This window comes from Mycobacterium sp. D16R24 (genome assembly GCF_002013385.1).
Taxonomy (GTDB): domain Bacteria; phylum Actinomycetota; class Actinomycetes; order Mycobacteriales; family Mycobacteriaceae; genus Mycobacterium.
Window position 1 is genome coordinate 34290 of record NZ_MAEV01000016.1, and the last position, 15535, is coordinate 49824.

Consider the following 15535-nt stretch of genomic DNA (forward strand, 5'->3'; position numbering starts at 1 on the left):
CGGCATCGAAGCTCACCTGACCTCCTTCCCGGCCTGAGGCAGGTTGCCCAGGTAGTAGTCAGTGTCGGTGGTGCCCGGGTACATCGCGTGCGGCGGCGGCGCCATTCCTGGCTGCAGCGGTGCCAGCAATTTGTCCTTGCCGTAGATGAGGTCGGACCGGTTGTCATCGGCCATCTCGTAGTCGTTGGTCATGGTCAGAGCGCGGGTCGGGCATGCCTCGATACACAGCCCGCAACCGATGCAGCGCAGATAGTTGATCTGATAGACCCGGCCGTATCGCTCACCTGGCGAGAAGCGCTCTTCCTCGGAGTTGTCGGCGCCCTCGACGAATATGGCATCAGCCGGACATGCCCAGGCACACAGCTCGCAGCCGATGCATTTCTCGAGCCCGTCGGTGTACCGGTTGAGTTGGTGCCTTCCGTGATATCGGGGAGCTGTGGGCTCCTTCTCCTCGGGGTACTGCTCGGTGACCCGCGTTTTGAACATCGACGAGAAGGTGACCCAGAACCCTGCCATGGCGTCGACCGAATGTCGCAGAAGATTAGGCATGTGCGTCCTCCTTGGTGGTCGGACCCGGGTCCGCGCCGACGTGCTGCCCGGGCAACGGCGGCACCGGAAATCCGCCGGCCATCGGATCGAACCTGCTGGACAACAAGATTTTTGGCGATTCGGGGCGCCGCGACAGAGCACCCACCAGGGCGATGCTGCCCACCGAGACCACGACGCCGATGACCCCGAGGATGATCGACGGATTTCCGTATCCATAAAGCGCCATGGCCTGCACCACGCCGACGACGACAATCCACACCAGCGCCACCGGGATCAAGACCTCCCAGCCCAACCGCATGAACTGGTCGTAGCGCAGCCGCGGCAATGTGGCGCGCAGCCACATGAACAGGAACATGAAGCCCCAGACCTTGGCCACGAACCACAACACCGGCCACCATGAGGTGTTCGCACCGTCAATCAGGCTCAACGGCCAGGGCGCATGCCAGCCACCAAGGAACATGGTCGCCGCTAACCCGGAAACCGTTGCCATGTTGATGTATTCGGCGAGCATGAACATCGCGAAGCGCAACGAGGAGTATTCGGTATGGAAGCCGCCGACCAGCTCACCCTCCGCCTCGGGCAGGTCGAACGGTGCCCTGTTGGTCTCACCGACCATGGCGGTCACGTACACCAGGAAGGACGGCAGCAGCAGGAAAACATACCAACGGCCGGCCTGCGCCGCGACGATCCCCGAAGTCGACATCGTTCCGGCCAGCAGGAACACAGCGGCGAAGGTCAGGCCCATCGCGATCTCGTAGGAAATCACCTGCGCGGAGGACCGCAATCCACCCAGCAGCGGGTAGGTAGATCCGGAGGCCCAGCCGCCCAACACAATCCCGTACACGCCCACGGAAGTGACCGCGAGCACGAAAAGAATCGCCACCGGTAGATCGGTGAGCTGAAGTGGTGTGCGATGCCCGAAGAACGAGACCACGGGACCGAACGGAATGACCGCGTACGCGACGATCGCCGGCACCACAGAGATGATGGGCGCCAGTAGGTAGATGGGCTTATCGACCCCGGCGGGGGTCAGGCCCTCTTTCAGAGCCAGTTTCACACCGTCGGCCAGGCTCTGCAGCAGCCCGAACGGGCCCACCCTGTTGGGACCGATGCGACGCTGCATCCAGGCAAGCACCTTGCGCTCGACAAGAATCGCCACGAGCACGGTCAGCACCAGAAAGGCGAACACCGCAACACATTTCAGGAGTACGAGCCATAGCGGATCGACTCCGAACTGCGACAAATCGGTCTTGCCTGTCACGGCGCCACCTCGATTCGGACCAGTTGCCCGAGCGCCGGGCCGAGCTGCTGATGAACCTCCGAACCGGCCGAGCGCAGGGGCACCCACACCACCCTGTCCGGCATCTCGGTGATCCGCAGCGGCAGGGTAATGGCACCGCGGATCGACTCCGACATGCTGCGTACGGTCACCAATTCGCCTTCGGAAGCTCCGATCTCGATGGCGGTCGCCTCCGATAGCCGCACCTCGGCGGTATGGGCAGTCCCGGCAAGGAACTGCTCACCGTCCTGCAGCCGACCGGCGTCCAGCAGCAGCCGCCAGGACGACAGCACCGCCTCGCCCGCCTCGGGCCGCGGCCTGGCGGTCGCCCTGATCGGCCCCGGGATCTCCCGCGCCCCTTCCCACGGACCGATGTCCGCGAGCTCGGCGAGTGCCTCGGCCGCGTGGTTCAGGCCGATCGGACGATCCATCCGCCGCGAGAGCGCGGCAAGCACTCTGAGATCGTCGAGGGCATCACTGGTGTCCAGCGTGGTCTGGAAGGGTCTCAGCCTGCCTTCCCAATTCACGAAGCTGCCGGATTTCTCCGCGACCGCCGCCACCGGAAGTACCACGTCGGCGAGCTCGGTGACAGCGCCGTGGCGCATCTCCAGGCTCACCACGAATCCCGTCCTGAGCGCACCGACGGCGGCGGCGGGATACGGAAGATCCGCCAGCTCGACTCCACCGACAAGGAACGCGTCGAGTCCGCTCCCGGGATCCAACATGCCGGCGGCATCGAGTCCGGGCATGTCGGGCAGTGCGATCACTCCCCACTTGTCGGCGACATTGCGTCGCGCAGCACTGTCCGATACCGGGTGGCCACCCGGCAGGATCCTGGGCAACGCGCCCGCTTCCAAGGCTCCACGCTCCCCTGCCCTGCGGGGAACCCACACCAGTGTCGCGCCCGTCTTCGCGGCGAGCTGGGCCGTGGCCGACAGCGCTCCGGGTATCCACGCCAGCCGTTCCCCCGCCATGATCACGGCTCCGGGCTGGTGCAAGAGTTCCGAATCAGCCAGGCCCGCGATGGTTTCCGGTTCAGTACCGGGAACGGTGGCGATCACACGGGCCGAAAGCTTGGTGGATCCGCGGCTGACAAACGGCGCGATGGAAAGCACCCTGAGTCCCCGCTTGCGGACTGCCTTACGCAGCCGCAGGAAGACGATGGGAGATTCCTCTTCCGGCTCGAAGCCCGCCAGCAGAACCACCGGCGCGGACTCCAAAGCCGCATACGTCTGCGTCATCCCGTGCCCGGCGACGCCCGAGCCGAGGAATGCGGCCTCCTCGGCGCTATGCGCGCGGGCCCGGAAATCGATGTTGTTGGTGCCCATCACCATGCGGGCGAACTTCACATATGCGTAGGCGTCTTCGACGGTGAGCCGTCCACCGGTGAGGACCCCGGCATTGGTGCCTGCATCCGCCAAACCCTTTGCGGCGGTTTCCAATGCCTGTGGCCAGGACACCGCTACCAGATTTCCGGACTCGTCGCGAATCATCGGATTGGTGATGCGGTCGCCCGCGGTGGCGTACGTGAATGCCCAGCGCCCCTTGTCGCAGTTCCATTCCTCGTTGACTTCGGGATCGTCACCGGCCAGGCGCCGCAATACCTTTCCCCGCCTGTGGTCGGTGCGCTGCGCGCATCCGCTGGCACAGTGCTCACACACACTAGGGGTGGACACCAGATCGAACGGACGGGCCCGGAATCGGTACGCGGCACCCGTGAGAGCACCCACTGGACAGATCTGCACGGTGTTGCCGGAGAAGTAGGACTCGAAGGGTTCGTCGCTGGCAATGCCAACCTGTTGTTGCGCACCGCGTTCGAGGAGCTCGATGAAGGGGTCACCGGCCACCTGCTGGGAGAACCGGGTGCAACGCGCGCACAGGACACAGCGCTCCCTGTCGAGTAGCACCTCGGTGGACAGCGGAATCGGCTTGGGAAACGTGCGCTTGGCTTCGGCGAACCGGGACTCGGCGCGACCGGTCGACATGGCCTGGTTCTGCAGTGGGCACTCTCCGCCCTTATCGCAGACCGGACAGTCGAGTGGGTGATTGATCAGCAGCAGTTCCATCACGCCGCTCTGCGCCTTCTGCGCTGCTGCCGACGTGACCTGCGTATGCACCACCATCTCGTCGGTGACGGTGGTAGTGCAGGCGGCCAACGGTTTACGCTGCCCCTCCACTTCGACCAGACACTGGCGGCACGCACCCACCGGATCGAGGAGCGGGTGATCGCAGAACCGGGGAATCTGGACGCCAATCAGCTCAGCGGCACGAATGACCAATGTGCCCTTGGGCACCGAGATACTGGTTCCATCGATGTTGACGGTGACCAGCTCAATCTCGGTTCCCCTTTCTACGGCAGTCATCGGTTCCCCTCCCCGAAGACGGTGCTGGCCCGCGAATCGAAGGGACATCCGTTCTGTAGGTGTGCCTCGTACTCTCCGCGGAAGTACTTGAGCGAGGACATGATCGGACTCGCGGCGCCGTCACCGAGAGCGCAGAATGACTTGCCCAGCACGATGTCCGAGATGTCGAGGAGTTTGTCCAGGTCTTCGGCGGCCCCCTCGCCCGATTCCAGTCGCTGGAGGATGCGCACTAGCCAGTAGGTACCCTCCCGGCAGGGTGTGCATTTACCGCAGGACTCGTGCGCGTAGAACTCGGTCCACCTCAGCACCGCGCGTACCACGCACGTGGTGTCATCGAATATCTGTAATGCCTTGGTGCCCAGCATCGATCCGGCGGCACTCACTCCCTCGTAATCGAGGGGGACATCCAGATGCTCGGCGGTGAACAGCGGTGTCGATGAGCCACCGGGAGTCCAGAACTTGAGCCCGTGTCCGTCGCGCACCCCCCCGGCCAGCTCCAGCAGCTCACGCAGTGTCACTCCGAGCGGAGCCTCATACTGTCCGGGAGTACGCACATGCCCGGACAACGAGTACAGCGTGAATCCCGGCGATTTCTCCGATCCCATTGTCCGGAACCACTCGGGACCGCGCCTCAGGATGACCGGGACACTCGCGATGGACTCGACATTGTTGACGACCGTCGGGCTGGCATACAGACCGGCAACCGCGGGAAACGGGGGCCGCAGCCGCGGCTGGCCGCGGCGTCCCTCCAGCGAGTCCAAGAGCGCAGTCTCTTCTCCGCAGATGTAGGCGCCCGCGCCGGCGTGCACTACTAGCTCCAGATCGAAACCGCTATCAAGAATGTTGCGGCCCAGGTATCCGGCCTCGTAAGCCTGTGCCACCGCGGTCTGCAACCTCCTGATCACCGAGATCACCTCACCGCGCACGTAGATGAAGGCATGTGCGGCCCGGATGGCGTAGGCCGCGATCACGATTCCCTCGATGAGGGTGTGTGGTGTCGCCAGCATCAACGGAATGTCTTTGCAGGTACCGGGTTCGGACTCATCGGCGTTCACCACCAGGTAGTGCGGCTTGCCGTCACCCTGCGGAATGAAAGACCATTTGGTGCCCGTGGGGAATCCGGCACCTCCCCGCCCACGCAGACCCGTGTCCTTGACCAGGGCGATGACCGCATCCGGATCCATACCCAGTGCGGTGCGCAGACCCTGGTAGCCCTCATGGCGCAGATACCCGCCGAGAGTCCAGGAGTCGGCTTCGTCCCAGTGCTCGGACAGGACCGGGGCCAGGATCATTGACGACACCTATTCACTCCCTTCATCCCTCCCGTACATCTTTGGCTAGTCGCAGGCCCGCCAGTGTCGGGTCGCCCGGCCGTGCCGCGGCGACTGCGTCGGGCCGGTCGTCGGCGAACCCCGCCAAGATCCGGGCGGTCTGTCTGAACGTGCACGGCGGGGCACCGCGCCGTGGCTCGGGAATACGGTCGCTGCGGAGGTCTTCCACCAGATCGACTGCTCCATCGGGGGTTTGGTTGTCGAAGAACTCCCAATTGACCATCAACACCGGCGCGTAGTCGCACGCGGCGTTGCACTCGACATGCTCGAGCGTGACTTTGCCGTCCTCCGTGGTACCGCCGGGCGGTACGCCGAGTTCATCGACCAACCGCGTCAAGATCGCGTCACCACCGAGCACCGCGCACAGCGTGTTGGTGCATACCCCGACGAGGTAATCACCGGTCGGTTGGCGCCGGTACATCGAGTAGAAGCTCGCCACGGCGGTGACCTCGGCGGATGTCAGTTCCACTTGTCCCGAACAGAATTCAATACCCGCTCTGGTCACATACCCGTCTTCCGACTGCACCAAGTGCAGCAGCGGCAGCAACGCCGACCTACGGCTCGGATACCGGTCGAGGATCTCCTTGGCGTCGATGGCAAGCCGTGACACCACTTCCGGCGGATAGGTTCTGTGTCCGGCGAAGTTGCCCTCGTCCTCCGGCGGGCGACTCCCGAGTTCAAGAAAAACGCTCTCGCGCTCCGTCTCCTTCACCTGTCCACCCCACCCATCACCGGATCGATACTCGCGACCGCGGCGATGAGATCGGCCACCATCCCGCCCTCACACATCGCCGAGACAGACTGCAGATTCGTAAACGACGGATCGCGGAAATGCACGCGGTAGGGCCGGGTTCCGCCATCGCTGACCATGTGCACCCCGAGCTCGCCGCGCGGCGACTCGACGGCGACGTACACCTGTCCGGCCGGCACCCTGATCCCCTCGGTCACCAGTTTGAAGTGGTGGATCAGCCCCTCCATGGAGGTGCCCATGATCTTGGCGATGTGCTTGGGCGAGTTGCCCAATCCATCTGGGCCCGACGCCAGATCTGCGGGCCACGCAATCTTCTTGTTGTCCACCATGATCGGTCCTGGCGTCAACCGATCCAGACATTGCTGAGCGATCTTGATGGACTCGCGCATCTCCTTGACCCGGATCAGATATCGACCATAGGAGTCACAGTCCCCATCGGTGATGACGTCAAAGTCATAGTTCTCATACCCGCAGTACGGTTGTGCACGTCGCAGATCATGCGCAAGCCCCGTGGCGCGCAGCACCGGACCCGTGATGCCCAATGCCATACACCCGGTGAGATCCAGGTATCCGACGCCCTGGGTCCGCGCCTTCCAGATGTAGTTCTCGTTCAACAGGTTTTCCATGTCGCGCAACCTGCCGGGCAGGATATTCAGCAGATCCTGCACCTCTTGCTCGGCGCCATCGGGCAGATCCTGCGCCAGCCCACCGGGCCTGACGTAGGCGTGGTTCATACGCAGGCCGGTGACCGCTTCGAACACCTTCAGGATCATTTCGCGTTCGCGAAATCCGAGGAACATCGCAGTCATCGCACCAAGCTCCATGCCACCGGTGGCGAGTGCGACCAGATGGGAGGAGATGCGATTGAGTTCCATCATCAACACCCGAATCACGGTGGCGCGCTCCGGGATTTCGTCGGTGATGTCAAGTAACCGCTCGACCCCCAGGCAATAGGCGGTCTCGTTGAAAAACGGGGACAGGTAGTCCATCCGGGTCACAAAGGTGACGCCCTGCGTCCACGTGCGATACTCCAAATTCTTTTCGATACCGGTGTGCAGGTAGCCGATTCCGCAGCGCACGTCGGTAACCGTCTCCCCCTCGATCTCCAGGATCAGGCGCAGCACCCCGTGGGTCGAGGGATGCTGGGGACCCATGTTGACGACGATGCGCTCGTCGCTGGCTTGGGCGGCGGCAGTGACGATCTCATCCCAGTCCTGCCCGCCGGCCATGAGATGAATCTCGGGCTGTGCTGTCATTAGTTGTAGGACCTCCGCTGATCGGGCGGCGCAATGGTCGCCCCGTGGTACTCGACCGGCACGCCACCGAGCGGATAGTCCTTACGCTGAGGATGCCCCTCCCAGTCATCTGGCATTTCGATTCGCGTCAACGCGGGGTGATCATCGAAGACGATGCCGAAGAAGTCGTAGGTTTCCCGTTCATGCCAGTCGGTGGTCGGGTAGACGGCATTCAGTGACGGAACATGCGGATTACCTTCCGGCACGGCCACTTCCAGTAGAATGCGACGGTTCCAGGTAATCGACATGAGTGGGTAGACGGCATGCAGTTCCCGCGCGGCGTCCTCCGGGTAGTGCACACCGCTGACACCGAGGCAGAGCTCGAAACGCAGTTCCGGGTCATCCCGCAGAGACTGGGCGACCTGCACCAGATGCTCGGCCCGGACGTGAATCGTGAGCTGATCGCGGTAGACGATGACACCCTCGATGGCGTCCTCATAGGTGACATGCTCCTGGTCCGCGAGTACCGATTCCAGCCGATCGACAACCTGATCGAAGTACCCGCCATAGGGACGGGCCGAGCTGACCGGCAAGGAGATGGGCAGAACCAGTCCGCCATAGCCGGACGTGTCGCCACTGCCGTGGACCCCGAAGAGCCCATGCCGTACCCCGATGACCTCGCCTGGGTTCTGCTCGTCGCCGGTCACCGCAGTAGGCCCTTCATCTCGATGGTCGGCGTGGCGGCAAGGGCCGCCGCTTCGGTCTCGCGGATGACTTCCGCACGGTTGGCCCCGAGCGGCATGTGGGCGATCTTCTCGTGCAGCTTCAAGATTGCATGCAACAGCATTTCCGGGCGCGGAGGACACCCGGGAAGGTAGATATCCACGGGGACAACATGATCGACACCCTGGACGATGGCATAGTTATTGAACATCCCGCCCGAAGAAGCACAGACCCCCATGGCGAGCACCCATTTCGGTTCGGCCATCTGGTCATAGATCTGCCGCAACACCGGGGCCATCTTCTGACTGACCCTGCCCGCCACGATCATGAGGTCGGCCTGCCGGGGTGTCGCCGAGAACCGTTCCATGCCAAAGCGGGCGATGTCGAATCGGGGGCCCGCAGTCGACATCATCTCGATAGCGCAGCAGGCCAGTCCAAAGGTGGCGGGCCACAACGAACCTTTGCGCACGTACCCCGCCAGCGCCTCGACGGTGCTCAGCAGAAATCCGCTAGGCAGTTGTTCCTCAAGACCCATGGCTCTCCCGACAGGTGTGCTTATTCGTGATGTTGCAAGGACTTCCGCGCCGCCCCGCCGATCGCACAGGGGCTAATCCCAGCTCAGGCCACCGCGCCTCCATTCGTAGGCGTACGCCACCGACACGTTGACGATGAACAGGGCCATTGCGAGCAGTCCGAACACTCCGAGGGCCTCGAAGTGGACGGCCCACGGATACAAGAAGACGATCTCGATATCGAAGATGATGAACAACATCGCGGTGAGGTAGTACTTCACGGGCACCCGGTGTCCGCCGACGGCGGCACCGTGATGATCACGGCCCATCGAGTGCTGGGCGGGCTCGATACCGCATTCATACGCCTCAAGCTTCGCGCGGTTGTACCGGCGCGGACCGACGAATGACGAAATCCCAATGGAGAAAACGGCAAAGGCCACCGCAATGGCGCCGAGTACCAAGATCGGTACATATGCATCCATGGCAGAACAGCCTCCCGAATCGATCGATCGGGTCCCTGTGCTGGATCGGCAACGCTGCCGCGTCATTGCTGTCTGTGGTCGAGGGCTGCCGACCAGTACAGATGTGACCTAACAAACACACTATCGGTTGGCGCCTGATCCATGCCACCGTTTGACGGTGTTTTGCGCAATTAAGTACGTGAGCCGAAGGGCCTGGGCCGGCTGATGTCAGCGGTGTGTCGCGGCGGCCGAACCGAGCAGCTCGATCACCGTCGCGATCAGTCGCATCGGGTCGATCGGCCGCGGTACCACGCCCTCTGCGCGGGACCAGTTCGCCAGCCAGCTGTCCTCCGGACGTCCGGTCAGGACCACAATCGGAGGCGGCGCGTCGACCTCGTCCTTGACCTGCTTGGCCACGCCCATCCCGCCGAAGGGCGCCGCTTCACCGTCGAGGATCGCCAGGTCGATACCGCCCGCGGCGAGGCGTTCGATGACCATGGGCCCGGTGGCCACCTCGACAAACTCCAGCGGCGGCAATGCGGAATCCGGCCGTGCGCCAATTCCCTCAATTACCTTGCGCCGGACCGTGATGTCATCGCTATAGACGAGGACGTGCAGCGCCATACGGCCATGCTAGGCCGAGCCGCGGCCACTCGCGAAGGAATCCGGGAAACCCCGGGAAACTAGGCCCGGAAGAACCTGACTTCGGAGGCCAAGATGGCCTTCGCGCCGATCGCGGCCAGCGCATCCATGGTGGTATTGACGCCCTTGCGTGGGGCCAGGGCACGCACCGCCACCCACTTCTCGTCGGCCAGCGGAGCCAGCGTCGGAGATTCCAGACCTGGCGTCACCTTGAGTGCCTCGTCCAGAACCGCACGCGGGCAGTCATAGTCAAGCATCAAATACAGCTGACCGAACACCACACCCTGGATGCGCGCCGTCAGCTGTGCGCGAGCCGTTTCCGTTGCCGGATCGGCGTTCTCCCGCTCGATCAGCACGGCCTCTGAATCGCACAGCGACTCACCGAAGGCCACCAGTCCGTGCTGGCGCAGGGTGCGGCCGGTGCCGACGATATCGGCGATCACATCGGCGACGCCAAGCTGGATGGATATCTCGACAGCACCGTCCAACCGAATGACATCGGCCTCGATTCCCTTGGTGGCCAGATCCTTTCGAACCAGGTTGGGGTAGGCAGTGGCGATCCGCTTCCCCGCGATGTCGTAAATCGTCCAGTCTCGCCCGGCGGGCGCGGCGTAGCGGAACGTCGATCCACCGAATCCCAGCGCGAGTCGCTCAGTCACCGGCGCATCGGAGTCCATCATCAGGTCGCGGCCGGTGATACCAAGATCCAGCTCGCCGGAGCCGACGTAGATCGCTATGTCCTTGGGCCTCAAGAAGAAGAACTCGACGTCGTTCTGCGGATCGAGCACCGTGAGGTCCTTGGCGTCTCCGCGCCGCCGGTAGCCGGCCTCGGAGAGAATCTCGGACGCGGCCTCACTGAGCGCCCCCTTATTGGGGACAGCGACGCGCAAGGCTCCGTTCACACTGGTCATGTCAGAGCTTCCGGTAGACGTCATCGAGGGTGAGACCGCGGGCAATCAGGAGTACTTGCGCCCAGTAGAGCAGCTGGCTGACCTCCTCGGCGAGTGACTCGTCGCTCTCGTGCTCGGCAGCCAGCCACACCTCGCCCGCCTCTTCGAGCAGCTTCTTGCCCAGGGTGTGTACACCCGCGTCGAGGGCGGCGACGGTCCCACTTCCCTCGGGCCGGGTTCTGGCACGGTCACTGAGCTCGGCGAACAGCTCCTCGAAGGTCTTCACGGGTGGCGATTCTGTCACGACCGGCCCCGGCGAGTCATATGGGTTTGCAGGTAGTCGCCGTCAGGACGTCAGCGTGGGCACGTCGCAAGTCCTCCGGGGACATCCCCGACAACGTGGTGGCAAGCCTGCGCCGATCAGTGCCGGGCACCTCGACGTGGTTGGGCACCACCAGCACCGCACAACCCGCTGCCTCGGCCGCAGCGGCACCGGTCACCGAGTCCTCGATGGCCAGGCAATCGGCCGGGTCCACGCCCAGCAGCGCCGCGGCCCGCAGGTACGGGTCCGGGGCCGGTTTGGTGCGCACCACCTCGTCACCGCATACGGTTCCGAAAAACCATTGTGTGCCAATGGTCTTGAGCGCCTGGTTGGTGAGTGATCGGATGGTGTTGGTCACCAGCGCCATGGGCACCCGCTCGGCGGCAAGCTGCGCGAGCATGTCCTGGGCGCCGTCGCACCAGGTGAGATCGGTTTCAAAGAGCTCGCCGGTGTACTCGTGTAGCCAGTCGTTCTCACGGGCCATCAGCTCGGGGTCCGGCTCCAGCCCGAACGCTGCGAACATCATCTGCATGGTGGCCTCGGCGGATCCGCCGAGCAGCGCGGCGCGCAGCTCGGGAGTCATCTCGCCGCCCAGCCTGCGGCACGTTTCGGCCATCGAGATATCCCAGAGCTTCTCCGAGTCGATGAGCGTGCCGTCCATGTCCCACAGCACCGCACGCATGCGACCAATTCTGCCAGAGGTCGCCTGCTGCCCATGACGCTGGTGCTCAGTCCTCCGGGTTGTAGCCGAGGTTCGGGCCGAGCCAGCGCTCGGCTTCCTTCAGGGTCCAGCCCTTGCGCTTGGCGTAATCGGCGACCTGGTCCTGGGCGATGCGCCCGACCACGAAGTACTGCGACTGCGGGTGCGAGAAGTACCAGCCACTGACGGCAGCGCCGGGCCACATCGCCATCGACTCGGTCAGTTCGATGCCGGTCCGCTCCTTGACGTCCATCAACTCCCAGAGCGTCGCCTTCTCGGTGTGCTCCGGGCAGGCCGGGTAGCCGGGGGCAGGACGGATTCCCCTGTACTTCTCACCGATGAGCGCTTCGTTGTCCAGCTGCTCGTCGGGCTGGAATCCCCAGAACTCCTTGCGAACCCGTTGGTGCATCCGTTCGGCAAACGCCTCCGCCAGCCGGTCTGCGAGCGATTCGAGCAAGATCGCGTTGTAGTCGTCGTTGGCCGCCTTGAACGCGACGATCTTCTCTGCGCTGCCTAGCCCGGTGGTGACGGCGAAGGCGCCGATAAAGTCTTTGGCCCCAGTTTCTTTGGGGGCGATGAAGTCGCCCAGTGACCGGTTCGGGATACCGTCCCGATGCTCGCCCTGCTGGCGCAGGTTGAACAGCTTCGTCCTCACCTCGGTACGGGTCTCATCGGTGTAGACCTCGATATCGTCACCCACCGCATTCGCCGGGAAGAAGCCGATCACCCCGTTGGCGGTCAGCCACTTCTCCTTGATCAGGGTGTCGAGCATCTCCTGGGCGTCGTCGTACAGCTTGCGGGCCGTCTCGCCCGAGACCGGGTTGTTCAGGATGTCGGGGAAGCGGCCCTTCATCTCCCAGGCGTTGAAGAACGGCTGCCAGTCGATGTACTCGCGCAGCTCGGCGAGGTCGTAGTCGAGGAACTCGCGCACGCCGAGGCCCTGAGCGGGCACCGGTGGGGTGTAGCCGGCCCACTCGATCGGCGTCCGGTTCGCGCGGGCCTTCTCCAGCGTCAGCATCGGCCGCTCACTCTTCTGGGCGTGCCGTTCCCGCAGGGCCGCGTAGTCCTTCTCGGTGGCCTCCAGCAGGGCTCGCCGCTGCTTGTCGTCGAGCAGCGCCGCGGCGACCGGCACCGAGCGGGAGGCGTCCTTGACCCAGACCACCGGACCGCTGCGACGCGGCGACACCTTGACGGCGGTGTGCGCCCGCGACGTGGTCGCGCCGCCTATCAGCAACGGGATCTTCAGCTCCTGACGCTCCATCTCGACGGCGAAGTTGACCATCTCGTCCAGGGACGGCGTGATCAGGCCGGACAGCCCGATGATGTCGGCGTTGTGCTCCTTGGCCGCGTCCAGGATCTTCTGGGCGGGCACCATCACACCGAGGTCGATCACCTCGTAGTTGTTGCACTGCAGGACAACCCCGACGATGTTCTTGCCGATGTCGTGGACGTCACCCTTCACCGTCGCCATGATGATGGTGCCATTGGTGTCTTTACTCGCCGCGGCACCGGACTGCTCCTTTTCCGCCTCGATATAGGGCAGCAGATAGGCCACGGCCTTCTTCATCACCCGGGCCGACTTCACCACCTGGGGCAGGAACATCTTGCCCGCGCCGAAGAGGTCGCCGACGACATTCATACCGTCCATCAGCGGGCCCTCGATCACCTCGATCGGGCGACCACCTGCTGCGGCGATCTCGGCCCGCAGTTCCTCGGTATCGGCGTCGACATCGGCGTCGATACCCTTGACCAGGGCGTGCGTAATCCGTTCGCGCACAGGAAGAGATCGCCACTCCGCAACGGTCGCGTCGCCGGGTCCTTCTTCCGACTTGTTGAACCGTTCGGCGATCTCCAGGAGCCGTTCGGCCGCGTCCGGGCGACGGTTCAGGACGACGTCCTCGATCCGGTCGCGCAGGTCGGAGTCGATCGAGTCGTAAGGCACCAACGCGCCGGCGTTGACGATGCCCATGTCCAGGCCGGCCTTGATGGCGTGGAACAGGAACACCGCGTGGATCGCTTCGCGGACGGGGTTGTTACCGCGGAACGAGAACGACACGTTCGAGATACCGCCGGAGATGTGCACCCCGGGCAGGTTCTCCTTGATCCAGGCGCACGCCTCGATGAAGTCGATCCCGTACGTCGCGTGCTCCTCGATGCCGGTGGCCAGCGCGAAGCAGTTCGGGTCGAAGATGATGTCCTCGGCCGGAAAGCCGACCTCTTCGGTCAGGATCCGGTAGGCGCGCCCGCAGATCTCCTTGCGGCGCTCCAGGTTGTCGGCCTGCCCCTGCTCGTCGAAGGCCATCACCACGACGGCGGCGCCGTACTTGCGGCACAGCCGTGCCTCACGGATGAACTTCTCCTCGCCCTCCTTCATGGAGATGGAGTTGACGATCGGCTTGCCCTGCACGTTCTTCAGGCCCGCCTCGATGACCTCCCATTTCGAGGAGTCGATCATCACCGGGACGCGGCTGATATCCGGCTCAGCCGCGATCAGCTTGGTGAACCGGTCCATCGCGGCGACGCCGTCGATCATGCCTTCGTCCATATTGATGTCGATGACCTGCGCACCGACCTCGACCTGCTGCAGCGCGACCGACAGCGCGGTGTCGTAGTCCTCGGCCTTGATCAGGTTGCGGAACCGAGCGGAGCCGGTGATGTTGGTGCGCTCGCCGATGTTCACGAACAGCGAGTCGTCGGTGATGTTGAGCGGTTCCAGGCCCGAGAGCCGGGTGGCCACGGAAACGTGCGGCACTTCCCTCGGTGTCAAACCCTCGACGACCTTGGCGATCTCGGCGATGTGCGGCGGCGCCGTGCCGCAGCAGCCACCGACCAAGTTAACGAGGCCGGCCTCGGCGAATTCGGCGATGTAGCCGGCCTGTGCTTCCGGGGACTCGTCGTACTCGCCGAAGGCATTGGGCAGGCCGGCGTTCGGGTAGCAGGACACGAAGGTGTCCGCGATGCGCGCCACCTCGGCGATATAGGGCCTCATCTCCGGCGCACCCAGCGCGCAGTTGAGGCCGACCGCGATCGGCTTCGCGTGCCTGATCGCGTTCCAGAACGCCTCGGTGACTTGACCGGACAGCGTCCGGCCGGAGGCATCGGTGATGGTGCCCGAGATGATCACCGGCCAGCGGCGTGCGCGTTCCTCGAACAGCGTCTCGACGGCGAACACCGCCGCCTTGGCATTCAGCGAATCGAAGATCGTCTCGATGATGATCAGGTCCGAGCCACCGTCGACCAATCCGTTGAGGGCTTCGAGGTAGGCGGCGACCAGCTGGTCGTAGGAGACGTTGCGGGCGCCGGGGTCGTTGACGTCCGGCGAGATCGACGCGGTCCGCGTCGTCGGTCCGAGGGCTCCGGCGACGTATCGGGGCTTGTCCGGGGTGCTGAACTCATCGCAGGCAGCGCGCGCCAGGGCAGCTCCGGCGTAGTTCAGCTCGTAGCTGAGGTCGGCCATGTCGTAGTCCGAGAGCGAGACCGCGTTCGCGTTGAATGTGTTCGTCTCAAGGATGTCGGCGCCCGCCTCCAGGTACTCCCGGTGGATTCCCTCGATGATGTGCGGCTGCGTCAGGTTGAGCAGGTCGTTGTTGCCCTGCAGCGCGGTCGGCCATTCCATGAACCGCTCACCGCGATAACCCTCTTCGTCCGGGCGGTCGCGCTGAATGGCGGTGCCCATAGCACCGTCGATAACCATGATCCGCCGGAGCAGCGCTGCGGTCAGTTCATCGGTGCAGTCGGGGCGGACGTTCGGCACAAAGGTGTCCGGCGCAGAGACGT

14 protein-coding genes are annotated in these 15535 nt (G+C 64.2%); all 14 read right to left on the reverse strand.

The genetic code is table 11. The features are described 5' to 3' along the window. Positions 1-12 precede the first annotated feature (12 nt). The 14 genes from nuoI to metH all read right to left on the reverse strand — a co-directional run bounded on the left by nuoI (position 13) and on the right by metH (position 15452). The gene (nuoI, locus tag B4383_RS14715) at positions 13-549 is read right to left on the reverse strand and encodes an NADH-quinone oxidoreductase subunit NuoI (protein WP_078292017.1); all 537 of its coding nucleotides are present in this window, start codon (positions 547-549) and stop codon (positions 13-15) included. Beyond that, on the reverse strand, positions 542-1810 hold the full coding sequence (gene nuoH, locus B4383_RS14720; RefSeq protein WP_078292015.1) for an NADH-quinone oxidoreductase subunit NuoH: 1269 nt from the start codon (positions 1808-1810) through the stop codon (positions 542-544). The genes nuoI and nuoH overlap by 8 nt, the downstream gene beginning before the upstream one ends. Beyond that, on the reverse strand, positions 1807-4191 hold the full coding sequence (locus tag B4383_RS14725) for an NADH-quinone oxidoreductase subunit G (protein ID WP_078292009.1): 2385 nt from the start codon (positions 4189-4191) through the stop codon (positions 1807-1809). Before B4383_RS14725 ends, nuoH begins: the two co-directional genes overlap by 4 nt. Next, complete coding sequence (nuoF, locus tag B4383_RS14730) at positions 4188-5483, reverse strand: NADH-quinone oxidoreductase subunit NuoF (RefSeq protein ID WP_078292006.1); 1296 nt, start codon at positions 5481-5483, stop codon at positions 4188-4190. Before nuoF ends, B4383_RS14725 begins: the two co-directional genes overlap by 4 nt. A gap of 22 nt (positions 5484-5505) precedes the next feature. Continuing rightward, positions 5506-6234, reverse strand: coding sequence for an NADH-quinone oxidoreductase subunit NuoE (gene nuoE / locus B4383_RS14735; protein ID WP_078292004.1), 729 nt, complete (start codon positions 6232-6234; stop codon positions 5506-5508). Then, positions 6231-7529: an NADH dehydrogenase (quinone) subunit D gene (gene nuoD, locus B4383_RS14740; RefSeq protein ID WP_078292002.1), complete on the reverse strand. Its 1299-nt coding sequence runs from the start codon at positions 7527-7529 to the stop codon at positions 6231-6233. The genes nuoE and nuoD overlap by 4 nt, the downstream gene beginning before the upstream one ends. Then, the gene (locus B4383_RS14745) at positions 7529-8215 is read right to left on the reverse strand and encodes an NADH-quinone oxidoreductase subunit C (protein ID WP_078292000.1); all 687 of its coding nucleotides are present in this window, start codon (positions 8213-8215) and stop codon (positions 7529-7531) included. The genes nuoD and B4383_RS14745 overlap by 1 nt, the downstream gene beginning before the upstream one ends. After that, on the reverse strand, positions 8212-8766 hold the full coding sequence (locus tag B4383_RS14750; protein WP_078291998.1) for an NADH-quinone oxidoreductase subunit B: 555 nt from the start codon (positions 8764-8766) through the stop codon (positions 8212-8214). The genes B4383_RS14745 and B4383_RS14750 overlap by 4 nt, the downstream gene beginning before the upstream one ends. A gap of 72 nt (positions 8767-8838) precedes the next feature. Then, positions 8839-9225, reverse strand: a complete 387-nt coding sequence (locus B4383_RS14755) for an NADH-quinone oxidoreductase subunit A (protein ID WP_078291997.1) — start codon at positions 9223-9225, stop codon at positions 8839-8841. A 207-nt stretch (positions 9226-9432) separates the two neighbouring features. Then, complete coding sequence (locus tag B4383_RS14760; RefSeq protein WP_078291995.1) at positions 9433-9828, reverse strand: response regulator transcription factor; 396 nt, start codon at positions 9826-9828, stop codon at positions 9433-9435. A gap of 59 nt (positions 9829-9887) precedes the next feature. Next, positions 9888-10757: an ATP phosphoribosyltransferase gene (gene hisG / locus B4383_RS14765; protein ID WP_078291993.1), complete on the reverse strand. Its 870-nt coding sequence runs from the start codon at positions 10755-10757 to the stop codon at positions 9888-9890. Position 10758: 1 nt separating this feature from the next. Next, complete coding sequence (locus B4383_RS14770) at positions 10759-11040, reverse strand: phosphoribosyl-ATP diphosphatase (protein ID WP_176126497.1); 282 nt, start codon at positions 11038-11040, stop codon at positions 10759-10761. A gap of 16 nt (positions 11041-11056) precedes the next feature. After that, the gene (locus B4383_RS14775; protein ID WP_078291991.1) at positions 11057-11740 is read right to left on the reverse strand and encodes an HAD family phosphatase; all 684 of its coding nucleotides are present in this window, start codon (positions 11738-11740) and stop codon (positions 11057-11059) included. A 46-nt stretch (positions 11741-11786) separates the two neighbouring features. Further along, positions 11787-15452: a methionine synthase gene (gene metH / locus B4383_RS14780; RefSeq protein ID WP_286143843.1), complete on the reverse strand. Its 3666-nt coding sequence runs from the start codon at positions 15450-15452 to the stop codon at positions 11787-11789. Between the last annotated feature and the right edge of the window lie 83 nt (positions 15453-15535).

Excerpts from the sequence above, each read along its gene's own strand:
- nuoI (WP_078292017.1), bottom strand. The coding sequence starts at position 549 with ATGCCTAATCTTCTGCGACATTCGGTCGACGCCATGGCAGGGTTCTGG.
- B4383_RS14725 (WP_078292009.1), bottom strand. The coding sequence starts at position 4,191 with ATGACTGCCGTAGAAAGGGGAACCGAGATTGAGCTGGTCACCGTCAAC.
- nuoF (WP_078292006.1), bottom strand. The coding sequence starts at position 5,483 with ATGATCCTGGCCCCGGTCCTGTCCGAGCACTGGGACGAAGCCGACTCC.
- nuoD (WP_078292002.1), bottom strand. The coding sequence starts at position 7,529 with ATGACAGCACAGCCCGAGATTCATCTCATGGCCGGCGGGCAGGACTGG.
- B4383_RS14750 (WP_078291998.1), bottom strand. The coding sequence starts at position 8,766 with ATGGGTCTTGAGGAACAACTGCCTAGCGGATTTCTGCTGAGCACCGTC.
- B4383_RS14755 (WP_078291997.1), bottom strand. The coding sequence starts at position 9,225 with ATGGATGCATATGTACCGATCTTGGTACTCGGCGCCATTGCGGTGGCC.
- B4383_RS14760 (WP_078291995.1), bottom strand. The coding sequence starts at position 9,828 with ATGGCGCTGCACGTCCTCGTCTATAGCGATGACATCACGGTCCGGCGC.
- hisG (WP_078291993.1), bottom strand. The coding sequence starts at position 10,757 with ATGACCAGTGTGAACGGAGCCTTGCGCGTCGCTGTCCCCAATAAGGGG.
- B4383_RS14775 (WP_078291991.1), bottom strand. The coding sequence starts at position 11,740 with ATGCGTGCGGTGCTGTGGGACATGGACGGCACGCTCATCGACTCGGAG.
- metH (WP_286143843.1), bottom strand. The coding sequence starts at position 15,452 with ATGGTTATCGACGGTGCTATGGGCACCGCCATTCAGCGCGACCGCCCG.